The following is a 26,460-nucleotide window of genomic DNA, read 5'->3' as shown; positions in this document are numbered from 1 at the left end:
GAACTCGTAACCCTGGCAGTTCCAGGAGTTGGCTCACTTGTCTTAGCCACAGAAGCCGCTTCTGTGGGACTTGCGACCGGAACCTTTTATGGAGCCGTGGCAGGTGCAATACTCGGAGCCGCGATCGGCACGGACATTTCAGACGAGCAGGTGAAGCGTTATAGAGAGCAGTTAGCGCAAGGACAGTATTTGATCGTGATTGAGGGAACGAACGATGAACTTCGGCAAGCTGAAACCGTTTTGAAACCGCAAGGGATTCAGGATTGGATCATTTTTGACACACTATAAAAATTTGGATGAGTAACATGATGCAAGCAATCCGCGTTCATGACTATGGAGCGTCAGACGTACTGACACTGGAAACAATAGCATCCCCTGAACCCCAGCCCAATGAAGTGCTGATTCGAGTTCAGGCGGCCGGAGTCAATCCGCTCGATTGGAAAATCCGGGCAGGCTATATGAAAGAGGTTTTTCCTATGCCTTTGCCGTTCACACCTGGAATGGATGTTGCGGGCACTGTGGAAGCGATTGGTACAGAGGTCAAAACATTCCAAGTCGGTCAAGCGGTGTATGGCGAACTAAAAATGGGAGCTTATGCTGAGTTTGCCACGGCTTCACAAGATGCGATCGCACTTAAACCACAGACGCTCGATTTTGTACAAGCGGCATCAGTGCCAATGGTGGCAATGACTGCCTATCAAGCGCTGTTTGATCATGCAGATCTCCAGCCGGGTCAATCTGTCCTAATTCATGCTGCATCAGGTGGGGTTGGCATATTCGCAGTCCAGTTTGCTAAGTGGAAAGGAGCGCATGTGATTGGAACTGCCTCAACCGCGAATGCAGAATTTGTTCAATCTCTGGGCGCAGATCAAGTGATTGACTATAGAGCCACCCCCTTTGAACAAGTGGTTCAGAATGTGGATGTCGTTCTGGATACGTTAGGCGGCGACACCCAAGCCCGTTCCTATTCGGTGCTGAAGCCGGGTGGCATTCTAGTTTCAACCCCCGCTCCCCCTGATGCTCAAAAAGCTCAAGAACGAGGTGTCCGTGCCGAAATGGTGAATATGAAAATCTCTGCCTCGCTGCTGCAAGAGATTGCTGACTTACTCGATTCCGGGCAGGTGAAGACGGTTGTGGCTCAAACTTTCCCTTTGTCTGAGGCTCGTCAAGCTCAGGATCTAAGTCAGGATGGGTATGTTCGCGGCAAAATCGTGCTGCAAATTAGCGCTGAGGCGTGAAGCGTTTAGATAGAAACACGAGTATCGGTGATGGAACCTTTCGATCTATCAACACTGCACTTATGAACTCACAAAACAAGCCACAAGCTTTTGAAGTCAACAATGCTGAAGGTCGCGCCAATTGGGGAATGGGCATTCTCTGGATTATGCTGGCAACTGCCGAAGATACCAATGGAGCCTATCCCTCTTCTGTCACTTTCCGGAATAAGCAAGTAGTAAATAAACTAAACTATCCAGAAGCATAAGAGGGTTTAAATTGATTCATTGTACTAATTAAATAATTAAATCCCAGGAATAAATGGGAATTAGGAAAAATATCTAGCCAAGGATAAATCAACCAAAATAGTAAGAGCGGTTGAAGAATTAGACGAAGATTATTTAAAGTATTCTTCCATCCGACTTCATGGTTCCATAGTTTATGATTAGAAAAATCAACAGAAGTATTTCTTTGTACCTCTGTTCCCATTTGACGAGATTTATTTAATTCTAAAAAAGCTGAAGAATTTAAACTGATCATTGTGTAAACACAAAAAATAATTTCCCACCACCTCTCGATATGTTGGAAATTAGTAAAACGATAATCTGTCCAACCTAGTTCCTGTTTACACTGGCGAAAAGCATATTCTACCCAAGTTCTTAATCCATATAGATCGCCTAAAGTTTTCTTTAGATTTCCTTGAAGATTCGTCATTACGTATGTTTTTTGAGGATGAGTTATATCTTGCTTATGCTGTCATTGATGGAATTCAAACAAGAGGAGAAAAGGGAAACTACAGTACACAACGTGTAAGATTTAACTCTAATTCTTCTGCTTAATTCTTTGTTACATAGTTAGAAATTTTCTCCACGACTTACTTAACATCACTGGATGCTCCCGAATTGGCTTTTATGCCATCATAGAGAACGAGAGTTAATTCGGTGATAGTTTTTATTTTTAGTATTGACAGGCTTTTCCCTTTTGGTATTTACAGACTTTTCTCCGAAATTTAAATCTCTACACCAATACCTCTGCCAATTTACGAGGGTTCAACATCTGTAGAAACGAGATGAATACGTCCTAAAGCAGTGAGCTTGGCAAAAATCTGGGTTAATAAAATAGGCTCAGGGATTTCGGGAAGCATTTTTAACATATGTCTATTGTAGTAGTGGGCACTCAAAAAAGGAGCCTCTTGAAAAGTGCTTTCAGCAATGGAGACACAGAATACGATTGAACAGTGCAAATATCTCAAGGCTGCGTGACTTGTAACAAATGGGTTCTATAAAATAAATGTAAATTTATCTATTTTCAGTAAAACTACTGAACCAGTTAGCAAGTAGCTAGATTTAAACTAGTTTGTTGAAGCCTATGTGGCGCTGACAACTTTGTTGAAATAGCGCTAACTGCCTCAAGTTAACATTTGAATTTTCTAATTAGACATCCTATTAAAGGAAAGCAATTCAAGTATTATAACCTATAAACCAAGTGCTATTTGGTTTATGGTTTATTGCATTAGAGACAGGGTTCATCTACCTTCATGTGTTATGGTGATTACTCAATTAGTTACGATCTCCGAACTGCGTAGTTACTCTCAAGAGTCAGGTTTCGCTTTTTGGCAGCTATGCGAGCAGTATCAAGACTGTCTTTACCGTTGCGGCATCAAGTGGATGGGCGGGAATCCTACCGAAGCCGAAAATGCGCTTTCGTGGGCGATGCTCAAAGCTTGGGAGAAGATGCAAAAGTATGCAGAGGCAATTGCCGACTTTAAAGCTTGGCTGACTAGCCTAACTCACAATCTCTGCGTGAATATTTATCGAGAACGTAGTCGGGTTGTAAACCGAGTTGAGAATGTAGAAATAGAAGCGATTCCAGAAGAGAAAGAACTAGTTTCGTTTGAAAATACGTCCCTAGACGCTTTGGAGACAGACGAGAAAAAGATTGTGATTCGCAGTGTGATCGCTAACTTACCGATTAAACTGCGCCAGACGTTTATCCTGCACTTTTATCAAGAAGTGTCTTATCAAGAAATTGCCCAGTTGCAAGATATTTCTTACCAGAATATTTGCAAGCGCATTTCACAAATGCAGGCTGTTCTACTTATAAAGTTGAGGAGATATTTTATCGGGGAGGAAAGGGTGGAACTGGAATCATTACCGACTCCTTCTTGACAAATAGATGTGCAATTATCTTAACCTTTCATGGGTAAATCTTTTCATGATACCGTTGGCAAAATATTTATTAACACTAGAAACTCCAGCAGTATCGTGGAAAACTTTAAAGCGAAATATCTTCAAATCATCATTTCAATAAACTCGCCAGCGGTATCTTCCATTTTTTGCAGCATTTCGGTACACCTGACTTAGAACCTGTTATTACTTCATAAAAACAGGTTCTAAAGAAGTACACAAGAGAGTTTGCGGTTAATTTCTACTGCTATACTACTTGAGTTTTATTAGTCAACTAGGTGTTTTCCGCACACAGAAAATACAATTCTCCATTGGTCTAACATCAGTGACATAAATAATTCCTCCTAAACTTCCATTCTCTTCTGGAACTAAAGATAATCCATGCCTAGCGAGTATCTCCAGAATTACCTCTGGCTGATATAGGTAAAAGCTACGTTGATCGTTAAACTCTACATCCTGAATAGTTAGAGTTCCATTACCAGACCTAAACATTAACTGAATAACACCACCAGGCTTAAGTATTCGTGTCAACTCTGGAAAAGTTACATCAGTTAAACAATTGAGATTAATGTGTTGAATGACTGTATTGGAAATAATGAAGTCAAAGGAATTATCAGGAAAATCAAGTGGTTGGGTCAAATCAGCCAAAAAAAGGCGCTCAGCCAATGAAGGATGATACTCCAATGCCGTTTGGATGTTTTCTGGCACTACATCTATACCATACATGTCATAGCCATCCTGGTAAAAGCAGAAGACTTCACGAGCAAGGGGACCACAACCAGCATCAAGTCCTTTGGCACCAGGAGAAACAAGTTCTTTTACTTGACGAATCAGATCGAGATCATTTTTGAATGCGGGATGAGAAATATTGGTGTATTCTGACCAAGATTCACTTAGTATTTTGGCAAATAGTCCTGCTTGTCTTGCATAAAAATCACGAGCTTTTGCTTGGATTTGATCCAAACTTAAATCACTAGATTCATAACCTACAATATTACGATTCAAAAATTTTGGTTCCACCATTGTTATTTACTCCTGAGAAGTAGTTTGTAACAAGCTAAATACATATTTAAAAGTTACACAGCTTAATGTAAAATCAATTTTTTGATATTACTTTGCTTTATTCATAGTTTTACTAGTACAGCCGATTGAGAATGTGAAAAATCTAACATTAAAAACTAATAATTATAGGATTTCTTAAGGTTTTTTTAAACAAATCATATTTTGTAAATATTTTAAACAGCTTGTCTAAAAAATGCGTTTTATTTATAGAATATTACTAGATTTAAGTTGTCGATTGGTTAATAATATGACATTATTAATTATGGTCATATTTGTCTAAACTTAAATCAAAATCCAACAGTATTTAAGCTTTTAGTATCTATCTTAGGTATTTACCAGTAATAAAATGCCTCGCCGTAACTTTTGCCCCAAAGGGCGAAAGTGCAAAGATACAGTCGTATAGCTTAAATATCCTTGATACGGTGAAGTAGTGTATCCTTGCGGTTAAGCGACAGTCGCGCAACTGCACCAAGTCGAAGGCCGGGCATTTTATTGCTTGAATCTCCTTTAGACTAAATAGCTAGATACAAATTTTCATTTTTTGTCAATGTACCACTCTTATAAAATGAATTGATGAAGTATGATAGAAAATCCATTTAGAAGTCATGTAGCACTGAAGCACAGTTGTTATGGAAAGTTGGACGGAACAGAATTTCAACTGCTTGAAACTGGTACAAACGCATCAGATAAAGTAACTCAAGTACATGCCAAGTTTCAGGCTAAAATACTGCATCGTACTCCGCCTTTTACGTGTATGGGTGCAACCTCAGTATTTAACCAGAAGAACTATCGTTTCAGCATGTATCATGATATGTGTACAAAAGAAACTACCTTGGCATTAGCTCGAAATCTTTTCACTTTTGTGACGGAGCAAGATGCCATGAATAGTAATTTTACAGCGTTTATTGCTGTGTTTGAAAAACCCATATCGCAAAATGAACACGACTTTGAAAAACTTGTTTGGACTCAACTGCAAATGCTATATGATGAAGATAGGCGTTACCATGATTGGGATACAAACTTCAGCAACGATATCAATAATCATAAGTTTTCATACAGCTTTGCTGAACGAAGCTTTTTCATTATTGGGATGCATCCCGGAAGTTCTCGAATTGCAAGACGATTTTCCTACCCACTTCTAGTATTTAATGCCAGTCGCCAATTTGACCATTTAGTTGAAACTAATCAATTCGATAACTTCGTAAGAATTATTCGCGAGCGTGACGTGGCTTTGCAAGGTCATATTAATCCTAATCTGCCAGCAAAATATGACTATAGTCGTCCTGAAGAGGCTGAAGTCAGACAATATTCTGGACGCGCAGTAGAAAAAGATTGGCAATGTCCTCTAGTTGTACACAAGAAGAAACATTAGTCTAGACAACGATAAATCAATGGATTTCTAAAGCTGGAGGAAAGCCGGGTAAGCTTTTACTCTTAACAAGATAAAACCCAACAATGGTGGTATTTTCTCACTCACCCAGAGGCTCCTCCCGATAATAATTTAGCAAAGCGAGCCTCCTGTGTCTGAAGGACACGGTGCACGAACGGAGGATCTGAGCGTTAAGGGCGCTCCCTTAGGATACTCTGCGTTTAGCTGTGACGAAACGCAAAGTTTGTGCCCGCATTTCTCACCAGATTTATGAAAGCCTTATAAAATCTCGATTTAGGCGTTTCACACTGTATCAAAACTCTGATCCCTAAAAAAAAGCCCAAAACATACTCTGGGTAAAGGTTATGGTAAATGCGATCACAGAACTTGTGATAAATCCAGGTCTGGTGGTTCCCGTTCGATGGAGCGGTTCCAACATACTGCCAACTTGTTGATTATTGTGCAAACTTGTTATCGTCAAGGAAGGTCTGTAATTGGCTTTTTTGAACAGACTATTAAAGTAATAGCTAATGATTTTCTAAAATTTTTATCTTGGATTCTTGAAATTTATACTTGAATATTTACATGAAAATAAAGATTAAAAAGTATCGATTTACAGATTATATTTATCATCAAATAAAGCCGCTGTTGAAAATTGATAACTGGCATTGTTGGCTAGCTTTTGGAGAAGATTGGTTGGTTATTTTTTTTGCTGTTTGTATTAGCTATTGCCTCTCTTGGTACTTTTATCCTCTTACTATACTACTTATCGGTTCACGTCAGAGAGCACTAGCCACATTACTTCATGAAGCTTCTCATCATACAATTGCCAAAAATTGTACCTTAAATTTTATTATGGGTACTTTTTTATCCGGGTATTTAATTCTGCAAAGCATGTCATCTTATCGTAAATCTCATGTTAAAGAACACCATGCCCATTTTGGCCAGCCTGAGCAAGATACCGACTACCAGTTTGCACTCTCTCAAGGATTATATGAACAAACTTTGGATGCTAAAACATTTCGCTGGCGCTATATTATTGCTCCTTTGCTACTGTCCAAAGCACCTAACTATTTAAAATCTCTATTAACTCGCCGTTTATTAGAACAGCAAAATTATTTAGAGGTTTTTGCTATGGCGTTATGGTGGTTGATAATTATTGGCGTAAGCGTTTTAGGAAACTTATGGCAGTATTTGATTCTATTCTGGTTAATTCCTTATGTAACGGTTTTCCAAATCATTGGCTGGTTTATTGAATTAGCAGAGCATTACCCTTTAATGAATAATGGTGTAACTTTGTATATGAGTCGTAACCGCCATAGCCCTTTTATTGAACAATTTTTAACGGGTATGCACAATGAAAACTACCATCTAGTACATCACCTATTCCCAAGTATTCCTTTCTGGAATATACCTAAAGTACACGAAATATTGATGCAAGACCCCAATTATGCCCAACATGACAGTCAAAGTGGCGGAATAGTCTGGTCAAATAATGATGCACCTACTATTTTGCTTGTAAAGTCTGATCATAGGCGTTCAATTGTAATAGGGGAAAATGAGTGAAAATTCAATCTGCTTTACTAGAAATGTGGCTGTCTGAATATAAGCGAGTATCTTATAACTTAGGAGAGAGCAGCGTGGATAATTTTACCCTTGGGGAATTACTAAGCCTCACAGGGGATCGCGATGCAATCGATAAACTCAGCCTCATGAATAATGACACCCACGGCTCCCTAAGATTGCGTGAAGCCATTGCCTCATTAGATAAATCAGTATCTCCAGATGATATTTTAGTGACTGCTGGTACAACAGAAGCTATTTTAATTTATTTTCAAGTACGTTACCGTTCTGGTGCTAATGTAATTGTTCCAGTCCCCACTTTCCATGTACTTTATGAAACCCCAGCTTTCTTTGGTTACGAGGTACGCTATCTGCAATTGCGAGCAGAAAATGGTTTTCGCATTGATCCTGAAGAGTTAGCCACTTTAGTAGATGACAATACTCAAGTAATTGTGTTGAATACTCCACAAAACCCTAGTGGTGTTGTTTGTTCTGAAACAGAAATTCAGTCCATAATTGAGATTGCGGAAAAGCATAATGCAGAAATTCTAGTTGATGAGCATTACCGTTTTTTGCCCCATGACAAAGATACTGAAATTCTGCCTTCGTTATATGGACGTTCACCTAAAATTATCAGTTTAAGTTCTACTGGTAAATGTTTTGGCTGTATTGGCTTACGCATTGGCTGGCTCATTGCTAATCCAGAAATCATTAAAGCTTGTCACTTTTTCAAGGACTACACAACACATACTGTTTGCGTCCTCAATGATTACATTGCGGCTGGAGTCTTATTACACCGAGATAAAATTTTACCCCGTTATCGTCAGATGATTCAGCAAAACATTAACCAGTTTGAAATTTTTATCAAACAACAACCGGGACTGATTGGCTGGATTAAACCTGAAGCGGGTACTATCGCTTTTCCGTTTTTTACCGATCCCAATATAAACAGCAAAACACTAGCCAAACGTCTGGTTGAAGATCACGGAGTCTTGTTGCTTCCAGGTGAAGCTTTTGATTGCCCAAGTCATTTCCGCATAGCTTTGGGTGTTAAGCCAAGCCTTTTTCAGCACGCATTGGAAAAACTTGCTGTTATGATGGAAACTTGCTTATGAGTATTCAAACATTAAATGTTACCAAAGCTGAACTTGAAGAGATAGATCTTCTTTTAGATCAAGTTACCGCTAACTATAGCCATGCAGAACAATCAGAATTGATTGACGCTTCTTCGGTATTAGCCCAAGGTATGCCCCTACGTATTCGTCAATTTTTACATGAATTCAAACTACAAGAAACCGCTCCTGCTTGTCTAATAAAGGGTTATACAGTTAACGACAGTACTATTGGCGCTACCCCTGAACATTGGGCAGGTCATAAAGATGCGAACCGCACCAAACGTGAGCAGATTATGTTTGTCTTGTGCAGTTCTTTACTTGGAGAAATATTTAGTTGGCTAACACAACAAAATGCCTATCTGATCCACGATGTTTTTCCAATTAAAGGCTATGAACAGGATCAAATCGGTTCTGGTAGTGAAGCATTACTGCTTTGGCATACTGAAGATGCTTATCATCCTGCTCGTGGTGACTACTTGGGGCTAATGTGTTTACGTAATCCTTGCAATAGTGTAACCACTATTGGTTCAGTGGATTCATTAAAAAAACTGACTCAGGGGCAATTAGATATCTTGTTTCAAGCACGTTTTATTATTCGCCCAGATAATGCTCATCAAGCCGATAATAATTATCATAAAGAAACTGCATTAGATGCCAAAATTGAGAATGCTTATAATCAAATAAAGCATAAAATTATCTCCCAAGAGAACGCTATGCCTTTGTTATATGGAGAACCTAGCGCACCCTATTTGTGTGTCGACCCAGCTTATATGGAAGCAATAGATGAAGAAGCTAAACAGGCTTTGCAAGCATTGATCAATGCTATTGATGCTGAATTAATGGATGTGATTCTACAACCGGGCGACATTTGTTTTGTGGATAATTTCCGTGCTGTTCATGGAAGAAAGCCATTTAAAGCCAATTATGACGGTCACGATCGGTGGTTAAAGCGCATTAATATCACCCGCGATCTTCGCAAATCTAGAACATACCGTTCTAATCCTACATCTCGAATTATTGATAAAGTAGCTTCATAAAAATGTTAAAAAATTCCCCAAAATCCCGTGCTTTCTTTGAACGTGCACAAAAAGTTATCCCCTTTGGTGTTAATTCCAGCCACCGCTACTGGGGCGAAAATACACCTGTAATTCAGCGTGGTGAAGGAGCTTACGTTTATGACTTTGACGGGAAACGCTATATTGATTACCGTCTAGGTTTTGGTCCAGTTATCCTCGGTCATGCTCATCCTGTTATCAATCAGCGTGTCATTGAAGCAATACAAAATGGTGTCAGTTTTGCTGCAACTCAAGAATATGAAGTACGGGTAGCTGAACACATAATCAAGATGTGTCCTTCGGTTGATATGGTACGTTTAGATAATAGTGGTTCTGATGCGACCCGCCATGCGCTTCGTCTGGCAAGAGGTTACACTGGACGAGATCTAGTGTTGAAATTTGAAGGAGCCTATCACGGTGATTACGATTATATGCTCTGGACAACACCAGATAGTCTTAAAAGCCGTGTGGGAAAACGAGGCGAGCCAGTTGGACATAAAACCAGTCAAGGTGTACCAGACTTAGTAGCTCAATTGTTATTAATAGCAGTTTGGAACGATCGCGAGGGAATAGAAAAGCTGTTAAAGGAAAAAGGAGATACTATTGCCGCAATTATTGTCGAGCCGATTCTTGCTAATGCAGGAGGCTTGATGCCAGAACCAGGATTTTTGCAATTTCTCCGTACTCAATGTGATACTTATGGCATCATCTTGATTTTCGATGAAGTTAAAACTGGTTTTCGCATTGCACCGGGAGGGGCTGGTGAATACTTTAGTGTACAGGCTGATTTGAGTGCCTATGCTAAAGCTATGGGTAATGGCTATCCGATTTCTGCTATTGGTGGCAAGCGTGACATTATGATGACCATAGCACCAGGTAAGGTGGTACACGCAGGAACTTATACAGGAAATGTAGTAGTTACTGCTGCGGCCGATGCTACCCTTGAATATATGCAACAGAAGAATATATTTGGGTATCTAAACCACATTGGACAACAACTTATGGACGGTTTAGATGAAATTCTTAGTCGTCATCAAATTTCTCATCATATTCATGGTTTACCTTCGTTGTTTGGTTTAACTTTATCAGAATCTAATCCCAAAGATTGGCGTGATGTTGTTGATACCAATTTGGAATTATCTGAAAAACTACTGATTGAATTGGTTAATGCTGGTATTATGACTGATTCAGATCCACAACAAACTTGGTATGTGTGTGAGTCCCATACACCCGAAGATATTGCAGAGACACTGGATAAATTTGAAACTTCGCTGCGGAAAGTTTTACAGGCATAAATCTTATTTTCTGCATTTACTAGCTAATTAATGTGTATGTATCCTTAAAAGGAATATCAAAATGCAACTTAAATTCAAAGAAAATGATTTTCAATCTTTTGAGCCAATACCTTATCTCAATGAATACTTCGATTATCCGTCAGATAATTATGGCGGTGTAGGAATAGAGAATGAACAATTCCTACAATTCTTTGCTCAAGTTGCCCATGAACATAATCTAAATAACTCTTTACTACTAGATTTTGGTTGTGGTCCTACTATTTATTCTATCGTCAGTTTAGGAAATAACTGCCGTGAAATACACATGAGTGATTATTTACAACAAAATTTAGATCAGGTTAAGCTTTGGCAACAAGGAAACCCACAAGTTTTTGATTGGAATCCGTATCTGCGTCGCGCTCTGCAAATGGAAACTGCGTTAAACCAAAATAAATCTACAGATAGTTCTTTAAATATTACAGATGAGCAAGTACAACAACGGGCGACATTGCTACAGCAAAAAATAACTTCCATAAGACAAGGTAATGCTCGTGCTATTAATCCAGTGGGAGAAGAAGGAAAAGCATTATATGAAGCGGTGGTTTCTTCTTTTTGTTTAGAAGGTGTAGCGGAAGATGTAGCCGAATGGAAAAAATTGATAACTAATTTGTCTTCAACAATTAAGCTAGGGGGTTTACTTATATTTGCTACCCAAATTGAAGCTGATAGTTATCGTATTGGCGACGGTTATGGCACAGTGGTTAATTTAAGTGAAGAATATATTGTGCAGACATTATTAGACTGTAATTTTGAGCCAGGCTCAATAAAAACGAAGCAACTTAATGGTGGTCTCAATCACACTGAGTACGAGAAATTCCTCATGTTAACAGCACGACTTGCTTTTTGAATATTATGACTAAGGATTTTCCCATTGATTTACGCAGTGATACAGTTACCCAACCCACACCCACTATGCGTAAAGCTATGGCAGAAGCGACAGTAGGTGACGATGTTTATGGAGAAGATCGAACAGTGAACCGCCTTGAAGGAGTAGTAGCAGAACTTTTAGCTAAAGAGTCTGCTATGTTTGTACCTAGTGGCACTATGGGCAATCTCATCTGTCTGTTAACTCATTGTGGACGTGGAGAAGAAGTTATTATTGGCGATCAAGCTCATCTGTTTTTGTATGAACGTGGTGGCAGTGCAGTATTGGGGGGTATTCATCCGCACATCATTAGCACTGCAATAGATGGCTCTCTTCCTTTGTCAGCAATCCGTGAAGCTGTACGACCTGATGATATTCATTGTCCGCGAACAAAACTATTATCTTTAGAAAATACACAAGCACAGCGAGGAGGTCTGCCTTTGTCATTGGCTTACTTGCAAAGTCTGCGTGATTTGGCGAATGATTTAGGACTGGCATTACACTGTGACGGAGCCCGTTTGTGGAATGCAGCCGTGGCAACTGGGGTTGAACCAAGTGTTTTATCTTCACCTTTTGATTCTTTATCTGTATGTTTATCCAAGGGGCTGGCTGCACCTATTGGCTCCCTTGTAATCGGAACACAGTCGTTTATCGATGAAGCACGCCGCTTGCGTAAACTACTGGGTGGCGGGATGCGTCAAGTTGGAGCGATCGCCGCTGCTGGTTTAATTGCCATAGAAGAGATGAGGACACGACTTACTATCGATCATGAAAACGCCCAATTTTTAGCTGAAGGTTTATGTGAATGTGGTTATGAAATAACCCATCCGGTGCAAACTAATATCATATTTTTTCGGCAGCATGAGGAAGACTCTCTTTCTCTCAAGGAACGATTAGCTGTTTGGGAAAAGGCTGGTTTGTTAGTATCAGATTTTAGGAATCGCACAATTCGCGCAGTTACGCATTACGGTATTGAACGGAAAGATATTGATCGGGTAATTACTATTTTACAGAAAGTGTAGCGTCTTTATTAATAAACAGATTCACTTTATTACTCGCTTAAAAGCTAGTACAAATACTGCAAAAAAGGATCAAAAATGGAGGAAGATAAATTCTGTAGTGTCACGTCCTCAAGAGGCAAAACGACCTATCCGTTAAGTATTTTGTAGCGCCTTAAAATTAAGATTTAGGGATAATCAAAGCTTTCTGAAAGCTTGTCTCCAGGTTGGATTTATAATAGGCATTCTTCGTAGACATTCGCACAATTTTCTTAACCTATCACAGATGGTATTTTGTAAGAAGAATATGGTTAAAATCTACAATGCAAGGTTATCTAGCTTTATTATACCTAGCACTGAAAAAACAAGCATACAGCAGCAATCCTCATGAGCAATAAACAAGACACTAATCACACAGAATTAAATCCAACAGATCATAACCGCAGGGTATTTCTTATGGCATCTATTGCCGGAATTTCTACTGCGGTTGTCTCTGGTCTTTTTAGCGAAGATGTTGCTGCTGCTGAGAACGACAAAGCTTTCAATACCGAAAAGGAATCGCTGCTCTTCACAAACAACCAGTCATTCTTTTTTCTTGGCGAACTGCTCGCTGCTGATGAAATGCGGATCACTATTGTAGGATCGTCTTCATTAGCACGCAAAGCGCAAGCTGGAACAAGCATCTTTCTCGAACTTGGAAACGGGGACAGCTTTATCTTTGATGCTGGGCCTGGTGTGGGTGCCAACTATACGGCTTTGGGTGTACCCTATTCGCGGATGGATAGAGTTTTTCTTAGCCACCTGCATTGCGACCACATGACGGATCTTACGTACATCTATGGTGAAGGTCCAATATACGATCGCAAAACGCCCCTGCGTATCTGGGGACCCAGTGGCAAGGAGCCGAAGTTCGGCACAAATGCTTTCGTCGAGTCAATGAAGGCTATGTGCATCTGGCATACCGAGAGTCTTTCTTTCCAGCAGAACGGTAATGGTTACGAAACAGAGGTATGTGAATTTGACTATACTCAAAATCCAGGTGTCGCATACAACCAGAAAGGCGTTGTGATCAAGCACTTCCCCGCAGTTCACTTAAAAGACGGTGCTGTCAGCTACCGTGTGGATTGGAATGGTCTAAGTTTTGTCTTCTCTGGTGACTCGCAACCGAATACATTTATGGTTGAGAATGCACAAAATGTTGATATCTTGATTCACCAAACGATTGCACCACCAGGGGTTTGGGCGAAAGAATACAAGATGCCGCTCCAACAAACCATAGATATGCAAAACATATCAGACACGCCGCCGAATGCTGCTGGTACTATTTTTGCCCTAACTAAACCACGCTTAGGCGTGCTGACTCATATGCAGATCAATGAAAACACAAAATTTTTTATTCTTGACTCGTGCCGAGAAGTTTACGACGAACCAGTTGCAATTGCTCAAGACTTGATAGTGTTCAATGTTTCCAAGAATCAAATCAGACAACGGATGGCGATAGTCCCCGACCTGGCGTTGCAAAACACCGTCAAGAGGTACGAAAACCTTCCACCACCGAAGTATAAACCACGAGAGCAGTTGTCCCCCCAGTGGCTTCTTGACGCGGTGATTCCGCAAGAAGAATGGAAGAAAGTCTAAAAGAAAATTGACTACATGAAACATCATTTTGTAAGATGCATCCGTGACAGGTTAAAGTGACAGTGCTTTTGTTAATAAACAATGTTGCTTAAAAATATTGGAAGTTTAGGCGGAATTATCTATGTCGCTGATGTAAGTCCAATGGAGAATTGCATTTTCTGGATACGGAAAACAAACTGAGAAACTCTAACTATAAGTTTGAAACTATGTTCCACCAATTTGTCATCCTTTCATTGGTTTTGTCTCTGTGTTGGAATACTTTAGTTTGTAGTTTTCTTTCTGCAATACAACCTCAGCAAATTTTCAGAACTCATATTACTTCTGCTGCTCTGGGAATAACTAATGTAAAGTATTATATAATGCACAAAACTTCTAGTCAGTCCAGTGAAGTTAAGGACACTAAGATAAAATCTCAATTTGTAAACATCCAAGGGGCAAACATTCATTACCTGGAAGCAGGAGATTCTACTGCATATGCCGTGCTACTTCTTCATGGAGTAAGTTGGAATTCTCAAACTTGGCAGGATATTGGTACTCTCAGATTATTAGCTGAGAAAGGATATCGAGCAGTTGCTGTAGATTTACCTGGATACGGTAGTTCCCAGAGTATATTGGGAGCGGAGAAACCTTTTTTAAAGGATTTTTTAGAGGGATTAAATTTAAAAAAACCAGTAATAGTATCTCCTTCAATTAGTGGGATATATAGCTTGCCTTTAGTGATTACTCATTGGGATAAATTGAGAGGGTTTGTCGCCGTTGCGCCTGTGGGCATTTCTGGATTTAGTAAACAACTCAAAGGAATTGAATTGCCTACCCTAGCAATTTGGGGAATAAATGACAAAATTGTTCCTGTTACACAAGCTGACTTGTTGTTAAAAATTATGCCCAAGACTCAAAAGGTAATCTTAGCAAATGCAGCTCATCGTTCTTATCTGGATGCTACAGATAAGTTTCATAACCATTTAATCAAATTTATTGAGGAAACTTCATCTCAAATTGATTGGTCTGTAGAACAAAAGTAAAAGATTATTGCTCAGGAAAAAAGTGGAAGTGACATCAGTTTACGCGTCTAATAAAGTAAGGTAAAAAACTTTGAAACAATCCATCGACAAGATAATTGCCAACTTGCCTATATGGGAGGGACAAGGTGATCTTAAAATTGTACCCATCGGTGACCAAAACTTCACCAACCAGAATTACCGAGTTGAGAGCAACGGACAGGTATTCAAGGTTCGTATTAGCGAAGGAAATCAAGACCTAATAGGGATTGCTCGGGAAGAGGAACTGGTTGTTCTTAAGGCAGTTGCTAGAGCGGGTATAGGACCGGAGGTCATTGCATACATACCACCAGAAGGACATCTGGTAACGCGATTTATAGAGGGTAAGCATCTTTCTCTAGAGGAAATGACAAAGCCGGACAACATACGCCGGATTACCCAGGTACTAAGACAAGTTCATGCAATAGAGGGCATTGAGGCTGCACCGCCGCCATTTGAGCGAATCGAGGCGCTTCTGAGTAACGCTAGACGCGAAAAAGGACTATTTCCTAATGATTTTGAAAAGCTACTCGCTGACCTACAATGTGCAAAAGCCGTACTTACTAAAGCTTGGAGAAAACCATGTCTGTGCCATAACGACTTAGCTGGCTCAAACATCCTCGACGCTAATGGCTCGATTTACCTGATCGATTGGGAGTACGCAGGTAAAGCAGATCCAATGTTCGATCTGGCTAACTTTTCTATGAACCAGAACCTCGATAGAGAAGGCGATAAAATTCTCATTGAGAGCTACTTTGAGAAAGTCACTGAGGTCGAGTTAGCGGAAATCAATCTTTGGAAGATGGTCGCTATCTTTATTGAAGGTATTTGGGGCATTTTACAGGCGAGGATTTCTCGACTTGATAGGGACTATCAAGGCTTTGCTAACGAAAATTGGAAAGTTGTGCGTCACTACACCCAGAGCGAAAGTTTTTCAGAATGGTTAGCGATTGTATCATCATGAAACCACTGATTAAGAGATTACCAAGAAATAAATTATCCAATTCTGTGGGGTGGGTATCTTGCCATTGATGTTAACTTAAAGTTAAGAAGCAATTGTCAATAAGTAATCTTACTCAAAAGTTTGCTGAAATCGGGGTAGAAAACACAATTTTGGGGCTAGCAATCGTATTATCCTTAAACGCATCCCTCATTTTCGCCCTTAAAAGTCAGTAGAGGAGTTAATTTAATACTCTTTTACTCTGTGGATTTTCAGGATAATTACAAATTGACTAAAGTTATTTCGTCTTAACTTGACACCAATAACGAGATGCCCACCCCACAATAAGTAGTTAATGGGACTTAGACAAACAATACCCCAAAAATAGCCTCAAATCTGTATACAGAAACACTTTGACATCGCTTTGGTTAGTTTCTTGATATATCTGGGTTTGGGCTATTTTTGAGCCTTTGGTGTATTTCCCTTACCCTGCATAGGTTTGAGGCTTGTTTTTCCCTTAAAAATGTTTAAGTCCCGTTAAGTATTTTTTTATTTGTCAGTCCCTAAGTCGGAGATTTTTATTAATGATTCAGAATTTTAAATTGTCCAGAGCATTGTTCTGTGGATAACAGATGTTGTGGAGAAACCCAATTTATTTTTTAGTGGTTTGCCGATGTGTCCTTTTGCATAGCAAGCAGGTTTGCAACAACAAATTCTGTTTAAATTAAAGCGGTTTTAAGTTGATTCAGATTTAAACCCAAATTGTCCGGAGATAGAAGCAATTAAAGAGTTTTCTCAAAATGAACATTACATTCTGATAAACAAGCAGTTACAGCATCGCAAGTAGAAAACAAACCATTTTTGTCACTGAATTTAATGAATTTGACACTCTCAAATCAGTATAACTTTCTTAACCGCTTTATTCGGCTATCGTTTGCCAATATAGTCTCCAATCTCATGATCCCTTTAGCCGGTTCAATCAGTCTGGTTTTTTTGGGTCATCTCTCAGAACTCCATGATTTGGCAGGACCATCTTTTGCAGTAGTCTTATTTGATTTCATCTACTATGGTTTTTACTTTTTACGACAGAGTACCACTGGAGTTACCGCTCAAGCAATAGGACGAGAAGACCAAGCCGGAATGCTGCTGATAGGGCTGCGAAATATCTTAATTGCTTTAGTGTTAGGCATACTTATCCTGATTTTGCAGTACCCATTAAGAGAGATAGCGTTTGCCCTGTTAAGCGAAACTCCAGAGGTCAAAGCTTCAGCGGTTGCTTATTTTAACGCTCGGATTGTTGGTGCACCTGCGGTTTTCATCAATTACGTTCTGATTGGTTGGTTGCTCGGACGGGAAGAGAGCGGTAAGGTGTTACTACTGTCTCTAATAGGAAATGCTGCTAACGTAGGACTGGACTATTTGCTTATTATGCACTGGGGTTGGGGAGCTACAGGGGCAGGACTCTCCACGGCTGTTAGTCAGTATTTAATGTTGTTGGTGGGATTGATATTTTTTTGCCTTCAAATCCGGTGGCAAGAGTTACAAGCCATAACTGGACAACTTTTTAATTTATCAGCTTTGAAATCTACCTTTGCCCTGAATGGCAACATATTTGTGAGCACTTTTATCCTTATCTCCACCACTGATCTATTCAGTTTGGAGAGTACTACAATGGGGATGATAATCTTTACTGAAGATACCTTGATGTTACAAATTATCTTCCTGGCTCTCTACGTTGTTGAAGGATTAGGATTAGCTACAGAGAGTTTAGTAGGAAACTTTGTAGGTCAAGGTGCGAATGAAAAATTAGCGTCTTTGGTAAAGCTTTCTGGACAAGCGAGTCTGTTTGTAGGACTCGCCTTCGCTCTCGTGCCTGCGCTTTTTCCTCAAAGGATATTTGGGTTATTCACTGACCACGTTGAAATCATTAGTCAAATTGATACATATGTTTGGTGGTTACCACTCTTTTTGATGTTTAGTTCAGTAGCGCTTGCACTAGAAGGATACTTTCTAGGTTTAGCAGAAGTGCGTACTCTTCGCAACATTAACTTAACTGCTATTACTCTAGGATTCGTGCCTTTAAGTGTAGTCGCTTGGCAGTTTCACAATAACCATCTGTTGTGGCTGGCTTATACCATATTCATGGCCATCAGAATGGTGATGCTTGGGATACAAGTCCCAAGAACTCTTGAAAGCGATTATAGAAATGATCAGCTACAAAGGGATGTTGAATAATTGAGTGCAATACCTCTGCCAAATTACGAGGTTTCAACCAGATTCTACGGCAAAGGATGAGCATGGAAGCAGCTGCAAAATCATCAAGCCAATCCCGTAATGGTGCGGCATAGGTTTCATCTCGTAGCAAAGCGTGGGAGATAATGAAGCGGGTATGCGTCATCCAAGGGTTAATTCCATAACCTCGTTCTTGACGACGGGCAGCTATAAATTTACGGTCAAGAATCATGAATGTAAGTCCAAAGCGACTCTCCATTTCTTCTTGCCATTGTCTTATCACTGATGGCGGACACGAAATCACTACTCGCCTAACCTTTTGCCGCATCAGCATTTCCCGCAGTATCAGCCCTGCCTCAATTGTCTTGCCCAAACCAACATCATCGGCAATAAACAAACCGACTCTCGGCATCAGCAAAGCTTTGAGTAGTGGTTCTAGCTGATACGCTTTGACTTCTATTCCCGCCCGATAAGGAACTTGGAAAAGCTTGGCATCTGTGGAAGTTACGCAGTTCCAGCGTAATGTGTGCAAGTATGCGGAAAATAGACGGGGATTATCAAAACCTCGCTTCGCTATGGAATCCCATGATGTCGCCTCTACGACTTTGGCATCTATTTCCCGTTCCCACAGAACCTCTAGCGATTCTCCTAGCGCATCATCTTCTAAACAAGAAAGACTAACTTTTGTGTCTTGCTCTGGAGAGGGTTTAGACCTGAAGGGGCGACACGCGCCTTATATTCAAAGTGGTGCAAAGGTTTGACCGAATTATGGTAAAAAAAGATAGGTCAATCATTGTCAAGAAGACCTATCTATTGAAAATGTTACCTCCATTGTATCAAACTAACTTAGAAAATCAACTCTCAGAGTCCGAATTGTTGTTTTTAAACCTGCTGATTAATGTCCTACAAGATATTAAAGAAGTCAGTCTGGAAAAAATAGCAAATGCTTTACCTGTACCAATATTATTTGAAAGCAGACGTAAGAAAATTCAAAGATTTTTATCACTGCCAATACTCAATATCCAGAAAAGGTGGTTTCCGATAATAAAAAACTGGTTAACTCAAAATTTTCCGGAGAATCAAAGAATTTATTTGGTAATCGATCGGACTAAATGGCAGCGAAAAAATTTGATAATGATTAGTTTAGTTTATGACCAAAGGGCTATCCCAATATATTGGGAATTTTTACCCAGATTGGGAAATAGTAATTTTGAGGAGCAATCAAAAATATTTTCTCAGGTGCTAGGATTATTCAACAAATATAAGACTGTTATCTTGGGGGACAGAGAATTTTGCTCTGTAAAATTGGCTAACTGGCTCAGGGAGCAAGAAGTACAGTTTTGTTTGAGATTAAAAAAGAATGAATTTATTCAAAATGAGGATGAAATTTGGCACTCTCTTGATAGCTGAGGTTTAGAACCGGGAGTTTCTCTGTTTTTGCAAAACATTAAGGTCACAAAAAGTCAAAAGATTCAAGGTTTTAACCTAGCTGTTAAATGGAAGCGATCGCTTCAAGGATGCTCAACAGAAGAAGGGTGGTTTATCTTAACAAATTTAACCGATTTAACCTCAGCTATCAATGCTTATAAAAAACGCTTTGACATCGAAGAAATGTTTCGAGATTTCAAAAGTGGTGGCGACAAATTAGAAGATACGAATGTTTCCGGTAATCGCTTAATATCTCTGATTTTAATAATATCTTTTGCTTATAGTATGTCCACTTTTAAAGGGCAGAAAATTAAGCGTATTGGCGTACAAAAATATATTGCTAGAGTCAAAGAATATGGACGAGTGACCAGGAGACATAGTAGTTTTTATGTCGGTTTATATAGTCAAACCTGGGTAAGTTTCATGGATAATTGTTGGTGTATTGTTGAAAAAATAATGAAATTAAATCGCAATAAGATTGAGTATTATTTACGAGGTATGAGGGCTATGGAGCTTATTTTCTCTACGTTTTAGCTTTCATGTCGCCCCCTCAGGTTTCCAACAGAACATTCTGAAAAAGCTTTAGATCAGCAAGCTTAGTCGCTATATTTGTCACATCGGTCATTATTATTAACTCCAGACTACAGGTTTTATCGGTTATGATAAGTAAACTCACTTTTTCCATATTCTCGTGAGGTTTAAGAACCTATCCCACTAATAAAATCCGTTGAATCCACATATGGATAGTTGCAAGGTCAATGAAGGAATCAAAATATACTGTTTGACGTTCCCATCGGACGACTAAACGACGATATTTACGTTGATACCAGGCAAAACAACGTTCCTGCTGAAACCTGGGAACAGAAATTTTGATTGGTCTACCTCTGTTTTTCTTCGTTTTCCAAACTCGTTTGGGAATTTGAGGTCTAATTCCTCGCTTGCGTAAAGCAGCGCGTTTATACGAGTGAATCGTAACCTTTATCAGTCGCTAAGACCTTGGCTCTCTTACGCGGTCTACCAGGCTTTAAAGTTTTAAGTTTGACTTTATCTAGCAGTGGTAATACCTGCTCTCTTTCATTTCCGTTGGCTGGAGTTGTACAGTTAGCTAAAGGCATTCCATTTCCCTGCGTAAGTGTATGAATTAACACTCCTTTTCCCTTACCGCCATAAGCAACCTCTTCATCTCCTCCCTTTCCAGGGGGAAAAAGAGCCATCAACAGCCCCAAAGTCCCAATTTATCAAACCTTTCTCATCAGCGTAGGCGTAGCCCGCCGAAGGCATCGCAAGAACACGCGCCTGTATATATTCAAACGTTCCATCCTCACGCCATTGCTTTAACCATCGGTGCGAAGCGCTTTTTGAAGCCCATATATCTCCCTTTGGGATGTCACACCATCGACATCCAGTAATCAAAATGTATAAAAGACTATTTAGCAGATAGCGGTACGGTGCATGAGGCATTCCCTTACCACATTTTTCTGGTTCTGTAGGAAATATATCTTCAAACAATTTCCATTCCAGATTGCTTAACCCCTCGAAACGTCCTGCCATCGCTTGATACACCCTTCTCAATTCAGAAATAGGCTATCATATTTGGGGATTAGTGGGATAGGTTCTGGCAAATGCCCTCAGTGCGGGTATGAGTTTGACCGCGACTGGTCGGCGCGAGTGCATTGGGATTGCCCAGAATGTGGGTGGATGGATGATACTTTGTAGGGCAATTTCTTTAAATATGCCTCTTCAAACTTGGCTGAACTTACCAGAGTAAAGTTCATCAGACACTTCTTTAAGTTCTGGTTCAACCACTGTCAAATGTTGTTCTAAAATTGCCAAATTACGAATATTAGACTTATAGAAAGCATCAAATAAATCACCCACAAAAGGCACAGTACCCACGACTGCTTCCAAACCAACATTAAAAATCATTTTGGTTAAATCTTGGCGTGGGATGCCAAACCGAGTAGCTAGAAATATGATGTAAGCTGAAAACGCTGTACTGATTAAATCACCAGCACCTGGAACTAAACCGATAATTGGGTCTATTCCAATGTGAAAACCTGTTAGAGGAATACGTATAGATGTATCCATCAAACGGCTGAGTTTACGGATGCGATTTAGAGTAGCAAGGCGTTTGGCAGCGTCCATAATTTCCGATATTTGCACTACTTTTAAATTGCACCATTTTTAGTTCTTTGTCTTGTACCGTTAGAAATAACAACTATGAATAAAAATCTTGAATACTGCCCTGAAAGCAGATAAATGGATGATACAGGTTCCAAGCGTTCACTCTATTATGGCTTATGACTAATAAATTTGATAGTCTTCAATTTGACTTGGCAATATTTTTAAGAATTATCTAGACAATAGTATGTGAGGCGATGCCGAACGCGCAAGCTGTTCCAGAAATATATGTAATTATTTATACTCAAACATCTCAGCAAGTTGAGAAACGGCGAATAGCCCGTCGTAGACATCGCTTTTCACTTTACAATCAGTTCATTGCTATCAAAACTGATATCAAATGCCTGATCACAAGACCCCACCAAGCGAAATGATTCGCGTGCCCAGTGCTTTAATTCCAGTAGTACGCCAATTATCCCAGCTGCACACAGAGGGACATACAATTGGCTTGCTGCAAGGCTTAGAGGAATTAATATCTAAGTTTGATAGCAATATTGATATCGATGTTGCGCCTAGCAGTAAATTAGTTTTGCAGCTAGAGGAGAAGCTAGAAACCAAATTAGAGGCTATCTCTGGGCAGTTGGAAAAATTGTCACGGGCAATATCTTCAAATAGATACAACAGTCAACCCAAACAAAGAAGACAAGCTAACCCATACCAGCAAACCCAAGTTGAACTCCTTGCATTGCCCCCTGAAAACCTAGCACCGAGACTAGGTTTAACTCCTTCAAGCCTCACAGCCGAAAAAGAAAAACTCAGCCCCAAAGAATTTCTCAGTTGGACTCGTAACCGCGACCCCAGATCCATAGGATGGGAATATCACTGCAATGACAGACTGTACCATCCAGTGAAATAACTGACTTGAATTGTGAAAAATCAGATGTGCTTGTGTGAGTAAATAAGATAGTGGGGAAAGATTCATTGTCGCACTATTGCCAAGTACAGGTGGGGGTGGGGTTTGGGGAGTTATTGTAAGTTGATTGACAAATAATTTGCACGATTACCATGAATTTAATTCAATTCTCGTGTAAGTGCTGACTCTTTGACTAAGTAATAATGCTCTTGTTGTCTGGATATTGTTGTTTTGCCTTGAGATTAATATGATTAAGAAATCAGGCAGGAGTATTTAGAGATGTTGAAAAAATCTAGATTTCTCATTTGCTTGCTAAAATTTTTTGAGGAAATTAGCATGAAACGTTTAGTATATGCTGCGATGTGCGCGGCTGCAATTTTTTTGCCGACAGTAGCTTCGGCTCAAGAAGTTTATCATCGGGAAGTTAATCAGCAACATCGGATTGCTCATGGTGTTGAAAATGGCAGTATTAACAAACGTGAGTATCGTTCATTGGAGCGTAGAGAAGCATCTTTAAATGCGGATCGGAGGCGTGACTTGAGAGATGGACGTTTAAATCGTCGTGAACGACAACAACTTAACCGCCGAGAAAACACCATTTCCCGTTCTATTCACCACTATGAGCATAACTAAAGATTTATTTAACAGGAAATAGTAAATGACAGGCTTAATCTAGTATTCTTCAGTCAATCACCTAAAAACAAGATATAAATATTCAACTAAGCAATTTGACGCTCTTGATTAGGGAGTTGATTTGGAATCAGACTCGTCCGGAATATAAACTGGGACGAGTTTTATTTTTCCGGCAAAAACTGATGTTTAGGAGGGTTGATTTAATTTGACAATTTACTTCTTAAAATTTTTACAAGTTCTTCTCTATTTTCCCAATTCTGCTTAATTTTATTTTCATATTTGTCTATTTCATTTTGTGCATTTCCGATTGTTATTAGGGGTAAAGTTACGGAAGCTGTCACCAGGGGCAAAGTAGCCCGTAAGTACTATGAGACAACCGTTTCAGCTTTTATGATGATTTGGGATAGCGATGCCTACGGCGGGCTGCGCCTACGCTCACCTTAATACCGTAAATAATGTCCGATTGCACTTTTCACTCTTCCTACTGCTAACTGTAAAATCCAGATATTCAATGGGCAGATTTTTGTGGTGCAAATTTGAAAGATAGATCCTCAAGCTAGATAATCTTTTTTTGACTGAGCCTTCGGATTTCTGCAATTACACCATCAAGCCCACGATTACCATAAATAATTAGCAATCGTTCAGCAGATAAGTAACTGAGTACAGGGTTGCGAAATTGTTTAATATATGTTGTATCCGTAGAATGATAGCCAAACTGGGGAGCGATCGCTTGTAGAAGTTCTTGAGCAGTAGTAACAGCTGGAATTGATAAAACATAATCGGCATCTGACAGGTTATGCAAAGCATACTCAGCCAGGAAGTTAGTTTGTGATGAATTTGCAGTGAGCGCGAAACTACCAAGCTTACGGACTATCGGTAAACGCAAATGGTTTTGGTTATCCATGAATAAGTAACCTTGAGGTATGGGGTCAATTCCAGCAATAATTGCAGCTGCACGTAACCAGTTAACTACTTTATACTCGTTACCGAGAGTGGGAGATGAGTGAGCGCAAGCTTGAGTAATCACAAACTCTGGGGATAACTTTCGCTTCATCGTCTCTGCCAAACTGATGATGTGATGACCACCAGTTATGGAATCGCCCGACGCACCGTAGTTGTCTGTTTTACCATTGCCACCGAAGTTCAATTCCTGGAACTCAGTGCCATTCGCGTTCCACTGAAAGACGATTGACTTGGCCCAGTCATGCCAAATCGGTGCTGCAATTAATAGGTCGTTGCTGATATAAATATCTGAATCTACTTTGCTTTGGCTATATGGATTGACAATAGGTAAGCCACTGCGATTTGTTTGACCATATATTAGCCGATAGTTACTCGCAAAGCTCAAATTACTAATATTATTAAACGCTTCATGTATTGGTAGTCCTCCGGGATAAGCATGGTGACTGTTATTTCCACTTCCAGGTGCAGAGAAAAAAGATTGAGGAAGTTGAGGACACGCACTAGTATCATTGATTACTGGTGGGAAAATTCCAGCTATTAGTCCACCTGGAAAGGTCGTATCCGCAGCAGCATCTACCAAGGCGGCTTTGAGCAATTGCTGTACAATCTCTTGCTTTTTGCTATCAGTTAATCCGGATCTATGCATGATACAGGTTGTGGGATTATCAATAGCATCAAGTGTGGCTTTTCTCAGTTTGACATCTTTTATTTCTTGTGTCTGATTTACCAAAAAATTTTTCGCTGACTGCACTAGGGGGGATTTTTCCGCAAGCCTAATCGCTTCAGCATTACCCGCTCCCAACATCAGTTGGTTGGTGTTATTGCTCATAACATCATATCCTTTCAGTTTGCCTTCTTCACCCTCTGCTCGTAAAGGTGTGAGCAACAATAATAAGCTCAAGCATAAACTTACTAATAATAGAATATGAGATGCTTTCATGGAGATTATCAGCCTTTAATTACAAAAGATTAATCCTCTATTGCAGTTGCCTCTGGAAAATTTACTTCCTAGAGGCAACCGCAAACTTGTTTAGGTGTAAATTGGCCCATGCGAATCTTGACTACGAATGGGAAATTCTACAAATCCCACTGGATGATGAGTAAAATGTAGTACAGACAAACCGGGATTATCTTCAGTCGCATAGGCCATAGATGCATCTATGTATTCACCCTGTAACCGTGCTAGTTCTCCTGCGATGAATGGTACTGGATCTACTAACCCTTCATTATCTCCAAAGCGAATAGCTACAAAGATTTCATTGCTCACTTCCAGTCCTTCTGGAAATCCCTCAGTATGCTCAACCTGAATATTGCTTAAAATTAAATGCTGATGATTCGCACCATGATGATTTTCTGGAGCCGGAAACAATTTTTCAATGTTGCCAACTACTCGAATTAGTGGTGCGCCCAAGGAATGCTTGAAACGATGATGATTCAGGAATCCTGTTGCTTTGGTAAATTTGCTCATAAAACACTACTTTTCAGAGTTGGAAAGTTTGATTAGGCACTTTCCAGTCAATCATGAAGCAAGCCTTTTAGAAGTATACATAAGATACAAATTTACAAATCTACTAATTGCTGCTGAATATTTAGTGATTGCTGTTGACAATCTTTGCATCCTAACAATGTCCCCACTACTCCACCCACAAAAAACGGGAGCAACGCTTTTTGATATCGATTTTAATTCTGCTGTTGGTAGAGATGCTTCAATAAAGGCATTCAGCCTGTAAATATGCTGGCGGCGAGCGGTAGAACCAAATAAATTAACCCGCTACACTCCTCTGCTTAAACTT

At 39.8% G+C, this 26,460-nt stretch carries 25 protein-coding genes and 3 pseudogenes; 20 read left to right on the top strand and 8 right to left on the bottom strand.

Going from position 1 to position 26,460, the window contains the following annotated elements:
- The 3 genes and pseudogenes from V7K36_RS04245 to V7K36_RS04235 all read left to right on the top strand — a co-directional run.
- A pseudogene (locus V7K36_RS04245) lies at positions 1-288 on the top strand (DUF1269 domain-containing protein); the annotation flags it as partial.
- A gap of 8 nt (positions 289-296) precedes the next feature.
- Positions 297-1,238, top strand: coding sequence for an NADP-dependent oxidoreductase (locus tag V7K36_RS04240; RefSeq protein WP_335113488.1), 942 nt, complete (start codon positions 297-299; stop codon positions 1,236-1,238).
- Positions 1,239-1,300: 62 nt separating this feature from the next.
- Entirely contained in the window at positions 1,301-1,483 is a 183-nt protein-coding gene (locus tag V7K36_RS04235; protein WP_335113486.1) for a hypothetical protein, read from the top strand.
- On the opposite strand, the pseudogene V7K36_RS04230 reads toward V7K36_RS04235, so the two are convergent.
- Positions 1,468-1,938, bottom strand: a pseudogene (locus tag V7K36_RS04230) (transposase); the annotation flags it as partial. The gene V7K36_RS04235 and the pseudogene V7K36_RS04230 overlap by 16 nt on opposite strands.
- An 821-nt stretch (positions 1,939-2,759) precedes the next feature.
- Here V7K36_RS04230 and V7K36_RS04225 point away from each other — a divergent pair.
- Positions 2,760-3,383, top strand: coding sequence for an RNA polymerase sigma factor (locus tag V7K36_RS04225; RefSeq protein WP_335113484.1), 624 nt, complete (start codon positions 2,760-2,762; stop codon positions 3,381-3,383).
- Between the two features lie 288 nt (positions 3,384-3,671).
- On the opposite strand, the gene V7K36_RS04220 is transcribed toward V7K36_RS04225, so the two are convergent.
- On the bottom strand, positions 3,672-4,424 hold the full coding sequence (locus V7K36_RS04220) for a class I SAM-dependent methyltransferase (protein WP_335113482.1): 753 nt from the start codon (positions 4,422-4,424) through the stop codon (positions 3,672-3,674).
- Positions 4,425-5,043: 619 nt separating this feature from the next.
- On the opposite strand from V7K36_RS04220, the gene gntA reads away from it, so the two are divergent.
- The 11 genes from gntA (at position 5,044) to gntT (ending at position 18,612) form a co-directional block, all read left to right on the top strand.
- Entirely contained in the window at positions 5,044-5,835 is a 792-nt protein-coding gene (gene gntA / locus V7K36_RS04215; protein WP_335113480.1) for a guanitoxin biosynthesis heme-dependent pre-guanitoxin N-hydroxylase GntA, read from the top strand.
- A 582-nt stretch (positions 5,836-6,417) separates the two neighbouring features.
- Positions 6,418-7,398, top strand: a complete 981-nt coding sequence (gene gntB / locus V7K36_RS04210) for a guanitoxin biosynthesis L-arginine gamma (S) hydroxylase (RefSeq protein ID WP_335113479.1) — start codon at positions 6,418-6,420, stop codon at positions 7,396-7,398.
- Positions 7,395-8,510, top strand: a complete 1,116-nt coding sequence (locus tag V7K36_RS04205; protein WP_335113477.1) for an aminotransferase class I/II-fold pyridoxal phosphate-dependent enzyme — start codon at positions 7,395-7,397, stop codon at positions 8,508-8,510. Before gntB ends, V7K36_RS04205 begins: the two co-directional genes overlap by 4 nt.
- On the top strand, positions 8,507-9,547 hold the full coding sequence (gene gntD, locus V7K36_RS04200; protein WP_335113475.1) for a guanitoxin biosynthesis L-enduracididine beta-hydroxylase GntD: 1,041 nt from the start codon (positions 8,507-8,509) through the stop codon (positions 9,545-9,547). Before V7K36_RS04205 ends, gntD begins: the two co-directional genes overlap by 4 nt.
- A 2-nt stretch (positions 9,548-9,549) precedes the next feature.
- On the top strand, positions 9,550-10,860 hold the full coding sequence (gene gntE / locus V7K36_RS04195; protein WP_335113473.1) for a guanitoxin biosynthesis PLP-dependent transaminase GntE: 1,311 nt from the start codon (positions 9,550-9,552) through the stop codon (positions 10,858-10,860).
- A gap of 61 nt (positions 10,861-10,921) precedes the next feature.
- Positions 10,922-11,746, top strand: coding sequence for a guanitoxin biosynthesis pre-guanitoxin forming N-methyltransferase GntF (gene gntF / locus V7K36_RS04190; RefSeq protein WP_335113471.1), 825 nt, complete (start codon positions 10,922-10,924; stop codon positions 11,744-11,746).
- Between the two features lie 5 nt (positions 11,747-11,751).
- Complete coding sequence (ltaE, locus tag V7K36_RS04185; RefSeq protein WP_335113469.1) at positions 11,752-12,786, top strand: low-specificity L-threonine aldolase; 1,035 nt, start codon at positions 11,752-11,754, stop codon at positions 12,784-12,786.
- A gap of 363 nt (positions 12,787-13,149) precedes the next feature.
- Positions 13,150-14,400 (top strand): guanitoxin biosynthesis MBL fold metallo-hydrolase GntH, encoded by a 1,251-nt coding sequence (gntH, locus tag V7K36_RS04180; RefSeq protein WP_335113467.1) that lies wholly within the window; start codon positions 13,150-13,152, stop codon positions 14,398-14,400.
- Positions 14,401-14,759: 359 nt separating this feature from the next.
- Positions 14,760-15,422, top strand: a complete 663-nt coding sequence (locus tag V7K36_RS04175) for an alpha/beta fold hydrolase (protein WP_335113465.1) — start codon at positions 14,760-14,762, stop codon at positions 15,420-15,422.
- Between the two features lie 70 nt (positions 15,423-15,492).
- Positions 15,493-16,401 carry a choline kinase family protein gene (locus V7K36_RS04170; RefSeq protein ID WP_335113463.1) on the top strand — a complete coding sequence of 303 codons (909 nt, stop codon included), beginning with the start codon at positions 15,493-15,495 and terminating at the stop codon, positions 16,399-16,401.
- Positions 16,402-17,253: 852 nt separating this feature from the next.
- Positions 17,254-18,612, top strand: a complete 1,359-nt coding sequence (gene gntT / locus V7K36_RS04165; RefSeq protein ID WP_335113461.1) for a guanitoxin biosynthesis MATE family efflux transporter GntT — start codon at positions 17,254-17,256, stop codon at positions 18,610-18,612.
- Here gntT and V7K36_RS04160 read toward each other — a convergent pair.
- Positions 18,527-19,141, bottom strand: a complete 615-nt coding sequence (locus V7K36_RS04160; RefSeq protein WP_335113459.1) for an SNF2-related protein — start codon at positions 19,139-19,141, stop codon at positions 18,527-18,529. The genes gntT and V7K36_RS04160 overlap by 86 nt on opposite strands.
- A gap of 43 nt (positions 19,142-19,184) precedes the next feature.
- Between V7K36_RS04160 and V7K36_RS04155 the strand changes: the two genes are divergently transcribed.
- Both V7K36_RS04155 and V7K36_RS04150 read left to right on the top strand, forming a co-directional pair.
- Positions 19,185-19,370, top strand: a complete 186-nt coding sequence (locus tag V7K36_RS04155; RefSeq protein ID WP_335113456.1) for a hypothetical protein — start codon at positions 19,185-19,187, stop codon at positions 19,368-19,370.
- A gap of 58 nt (positions 19,371-19,428) precedes the next feature.
- Positions 19,429-20,571: pseudogene (locus tag V7K36_RS04150) on the top strand (IS4 family transposase).
- Positions 20,572-20,993: 422 nt separating this feature from the next.
- Here the strand turns inward: V7K36_RS04150 and V7K36_RS04145 are convergent.
- The 3 genes from V7K36_RS04145 to V7K36_RS04135 form a co-directional block, all read right to left on the bottom strand.
- The gene (locus tag V7K36_RS04145; protein ID WP_335113454.1) at positions 20,994-21,251 is read right to left on the bottom strand and encodes a transposase; all 258 of its coding nucleotides are present in this window, start codon (positions 21,249-21,251) and stop codon (positions 20,994-20,996) included.
- Entirely contained in the window at positions 21,217-21,588 is a 372-nt protein-coding gene (locus V7K36_RS04140) for a transposase (protein ID WP_335113452.1), read from the bottom strand. Before V7K36_RS04140 ends, V7K36_RS04145 begins: the two co-directional genes overlap by 35 nt.
- Positions 21,589-21,777: 189 nt before the next feature.
- The gene (locus V7K36_RS04135; RefSeq protein ID WP_298908910.1) at positions 21,778-22,182 is read right to left on the bottom strand and encodes a DUF4112 domain-containing protein; all 405 of its coding nucleotides are present in this window, start codon (positions 22,180-22,182) and stop codon (positions 21,778-21,780) included.
- A gap of 233 nt (positions 22,183-22,415) precedes the next feature.
- Here V7K36_RS04135 and V7K36_RS04130 point away from each other — a divergent pair, with 233 nt between their 5' ends.
- From V7K36_RS04130 to V7K36_RS04120, 3 genes are all read left to right on the top strand, one after another.
- Positions 22,416-22,592 (top strand): hypothetical protein, encoded by a 177-nt coding sequence (locus V7K36_RS04130; RefSeq protein ID WP_335113450.1) that lies wholly within the window; start codon positions 22,416-22,418, stop codon positions 22,590-22,592.
- Complete coding sequence (locus V7K36_RS04125) at positions 22,559-23,074, top strand: hypothetical protein (RefSeq protein WP_335113449.1); 516 nt, start codon at positions 22,559-22,561, stop codon at positions 23,072-23,074. Before V7K36_RS04130 ends, V7K36_RS04125 begins: the two co-directional genes overlap by 34 nt.
- A 333-nt stretch (positions 23,075-23,407) precedes the next feature.
- Positions 23,408-23,704, top strand: a complete 297-nt coding sequence (locus tag V7K36_RS04120; RefSeq protein ID WP_335113447.1) for a hypothetical protein — start codon at positions 23,408-23,410, stop codon at positions 23,702-23,704.
- Positions 23,705-24,260: 556 nt separating this feature from the next.
- On the opposite strand, the gene V7K36_RS04115 is transcribed toward V7K36_RS04120, so the two are convergent.
- Together V7K36_RS04115 and V7K36_RS04110 are read right to left on the bottom strand one after the other, a co-directional pair.
- The gene (locus V7K36_RS04115; RefSeq protein ID WP_335113445.1) at positions 24,261-25,607 is read right to left on the bottom strand and encodes a hypothetical protein; all 1,347 of its coding nucleotides are present in this window, start codon (positions 25,605-25,607) and stop codon (positions 24,261-24,263) included.
- A gap of 90 nt (positions 25,608-25,697) precedes the next feature.
- On the bottom strand, positions 25,698-26,135 hold the full coding sequence (locus V7K36_RS04110) for a hypothetical protein (RefSeq protein WP_335002389.1): 438 nt from the start codon (positions 26,133-26,135) through the stop codon (positions 25,698-25,700).
- Positions 26,136-26,460: the final 325 nt, after the last annotated feature.

Origin of the sequence: Nostoc sp. (genome assembly GCF_036919555.1) — a bacterium.
GTDB lineage: Bacteria > Cyanobacteriota > Cyanobacteriia > Cyanobacteriales > Nostocaceae > Nostoc.
The sequence above is the reverse complement of the archived record's forward strand: the minus strand, read 5'-3'. Positions and strand labels throughout refer to the sequence as shown.

Coding starts and splice junctions, on each gene's coding strand:
- V7K36_RS04240 (WP_335113488.1), top strand. CDS start 297: ATGAGTAACATGATGCAAGCAATCCGCGTTCATGACTATGGAGCGTCA.
- V7K36_RS04235 (WP_335113486.1), top strand. CDS start 1,301: ATGAACTCACAAAACAAGCCACAAGCTTTTGAAGTCAACAATGCTGAA.
- V7K36_RS04225 (WP_335113484.1), top strand. CDS start 2,760: ATGGTGATTACTCAATTAGTTACGATCTCCGAACTGCGTAGTTACTCT.
- V7K36_RS04220 (WP_335113482.1), bottom strand. CDS start 4,424: ATGGTGGAACCAAAATTTTTGAATCGTAATATTGTAGGTTATGAATCT.
- gntA (WP_335113480.1), top strand. CDS start 5,044: ATGATAGAAAATCCATTTAGAAGTCATGTAGCACTGAAGCACAGTTGT.
- gntB (WP_335113479.1), top strand. CDS start 6,418: ATGAAAATAAAGATTAAAAAGTATCGATTTACAGATTATATTTATCAT.
- gntD (WP_335113475.1), top strand. CDS start 8,507: ATGAGTATTCAAACATTAAATGTTACCAAAGCTGAACTTGAAGAGATA.
- gntE (WP_335113473.1), top strand. CDS start 9,550: ATGTTAAAAAATTCCCCAAAATCCCGTGCTTTCTTTGAACGTGCACAA.
- gntF (WP_335113471.1), top strand. CDS start 10,922: ATGCAACTTAAATTCAAAGAAAATGATTTTCAATCTTTTGAGCCAATA.
- ltaE (WP_335113469.1), top strand. CDS start 11,752: ATGACTAAGGATTTTCCCATTGATTTACGCAGTGATACAGTTACCCAA.
- gntH (WP_335113467.1), top strand. CDS start 13,150: ATGAGCAATAAACAAGACACTAATCACACAGAATTAAATCCAACAGAT.
- V7K36_RS04175 (WP_335113465.1), top strand. CDS start 14,760: ATGCACAAAACTTCTAGTCAGTCCAGTGAAGTTAAGGACACTAAGATA.
- gntT (WP_335113461.1), top strand. CDS start 17,254: ATGAATTTGACACTCTCAAATCAGTATAACTTTCTTAACCGCTTTATT.
- V7K36_RS04155 (WP_335113456.1), top strand. CDS start 19,185: ATGGAATCCCATGATGTCGCCTCTACGACTTTGGCATCTATTTCCCGT.
- V7K36_RS04145 (WP_335113454.1), bottom strand. CDS start 21,251: ATGGCTCTTTTTCCCCCTGGAAAGGGAGGAGATGAAGAGGTTGCTTAT.
- V7K36_RS04140 (WP_335113452.1), bottom strand. CDS start 21,588: ATGGCAGGACGTTTCGAGGGGTTAAGCAATCTGGAATGGAAATTGTTT.
- V7K36_RS04135 (WP_298908910.1), bottom strand. CDS start 22,182: ATGGACGCTGCCAAACGCCTTGCTACTCTAAATCGCATCCGTAAACTC.
- V7K36_RS04130 (WP_335113450.1), top strand. CDS start 22,416: ATGCCGAACGCGCAAGCTGTTCCAGAAATATATGTAATTATTTATACT.
- V7K36_RS04125 (WP_335113449.1), top strand. CDS start 22,559: ATGCCTGATCACAAGACCCCACCAAGCGAAATGATTCGCGTGCCCAGT.
- V7K36_RS04120 (WP_335113447.1), top strand. CDS start 23,408: ATGAAACGTTTAGTATATGCTGCGATGTGCGCGGCTGCAATTTTTTTG.
- V7K36_RS04115 (WP_335113445.1), bottom strand. CDS start 25,607: ATGAAAGCATCTCATATTCTATTATTAGTAAGTTTATGCTTGAGCTTA.
- V7K36_RS04110 (WP_335002389.1), bottom strand. CDS start 26,135: ATGAGCAAATTTACCAAAGCAACAGGATTCCTGAATCATCATCGTTTC.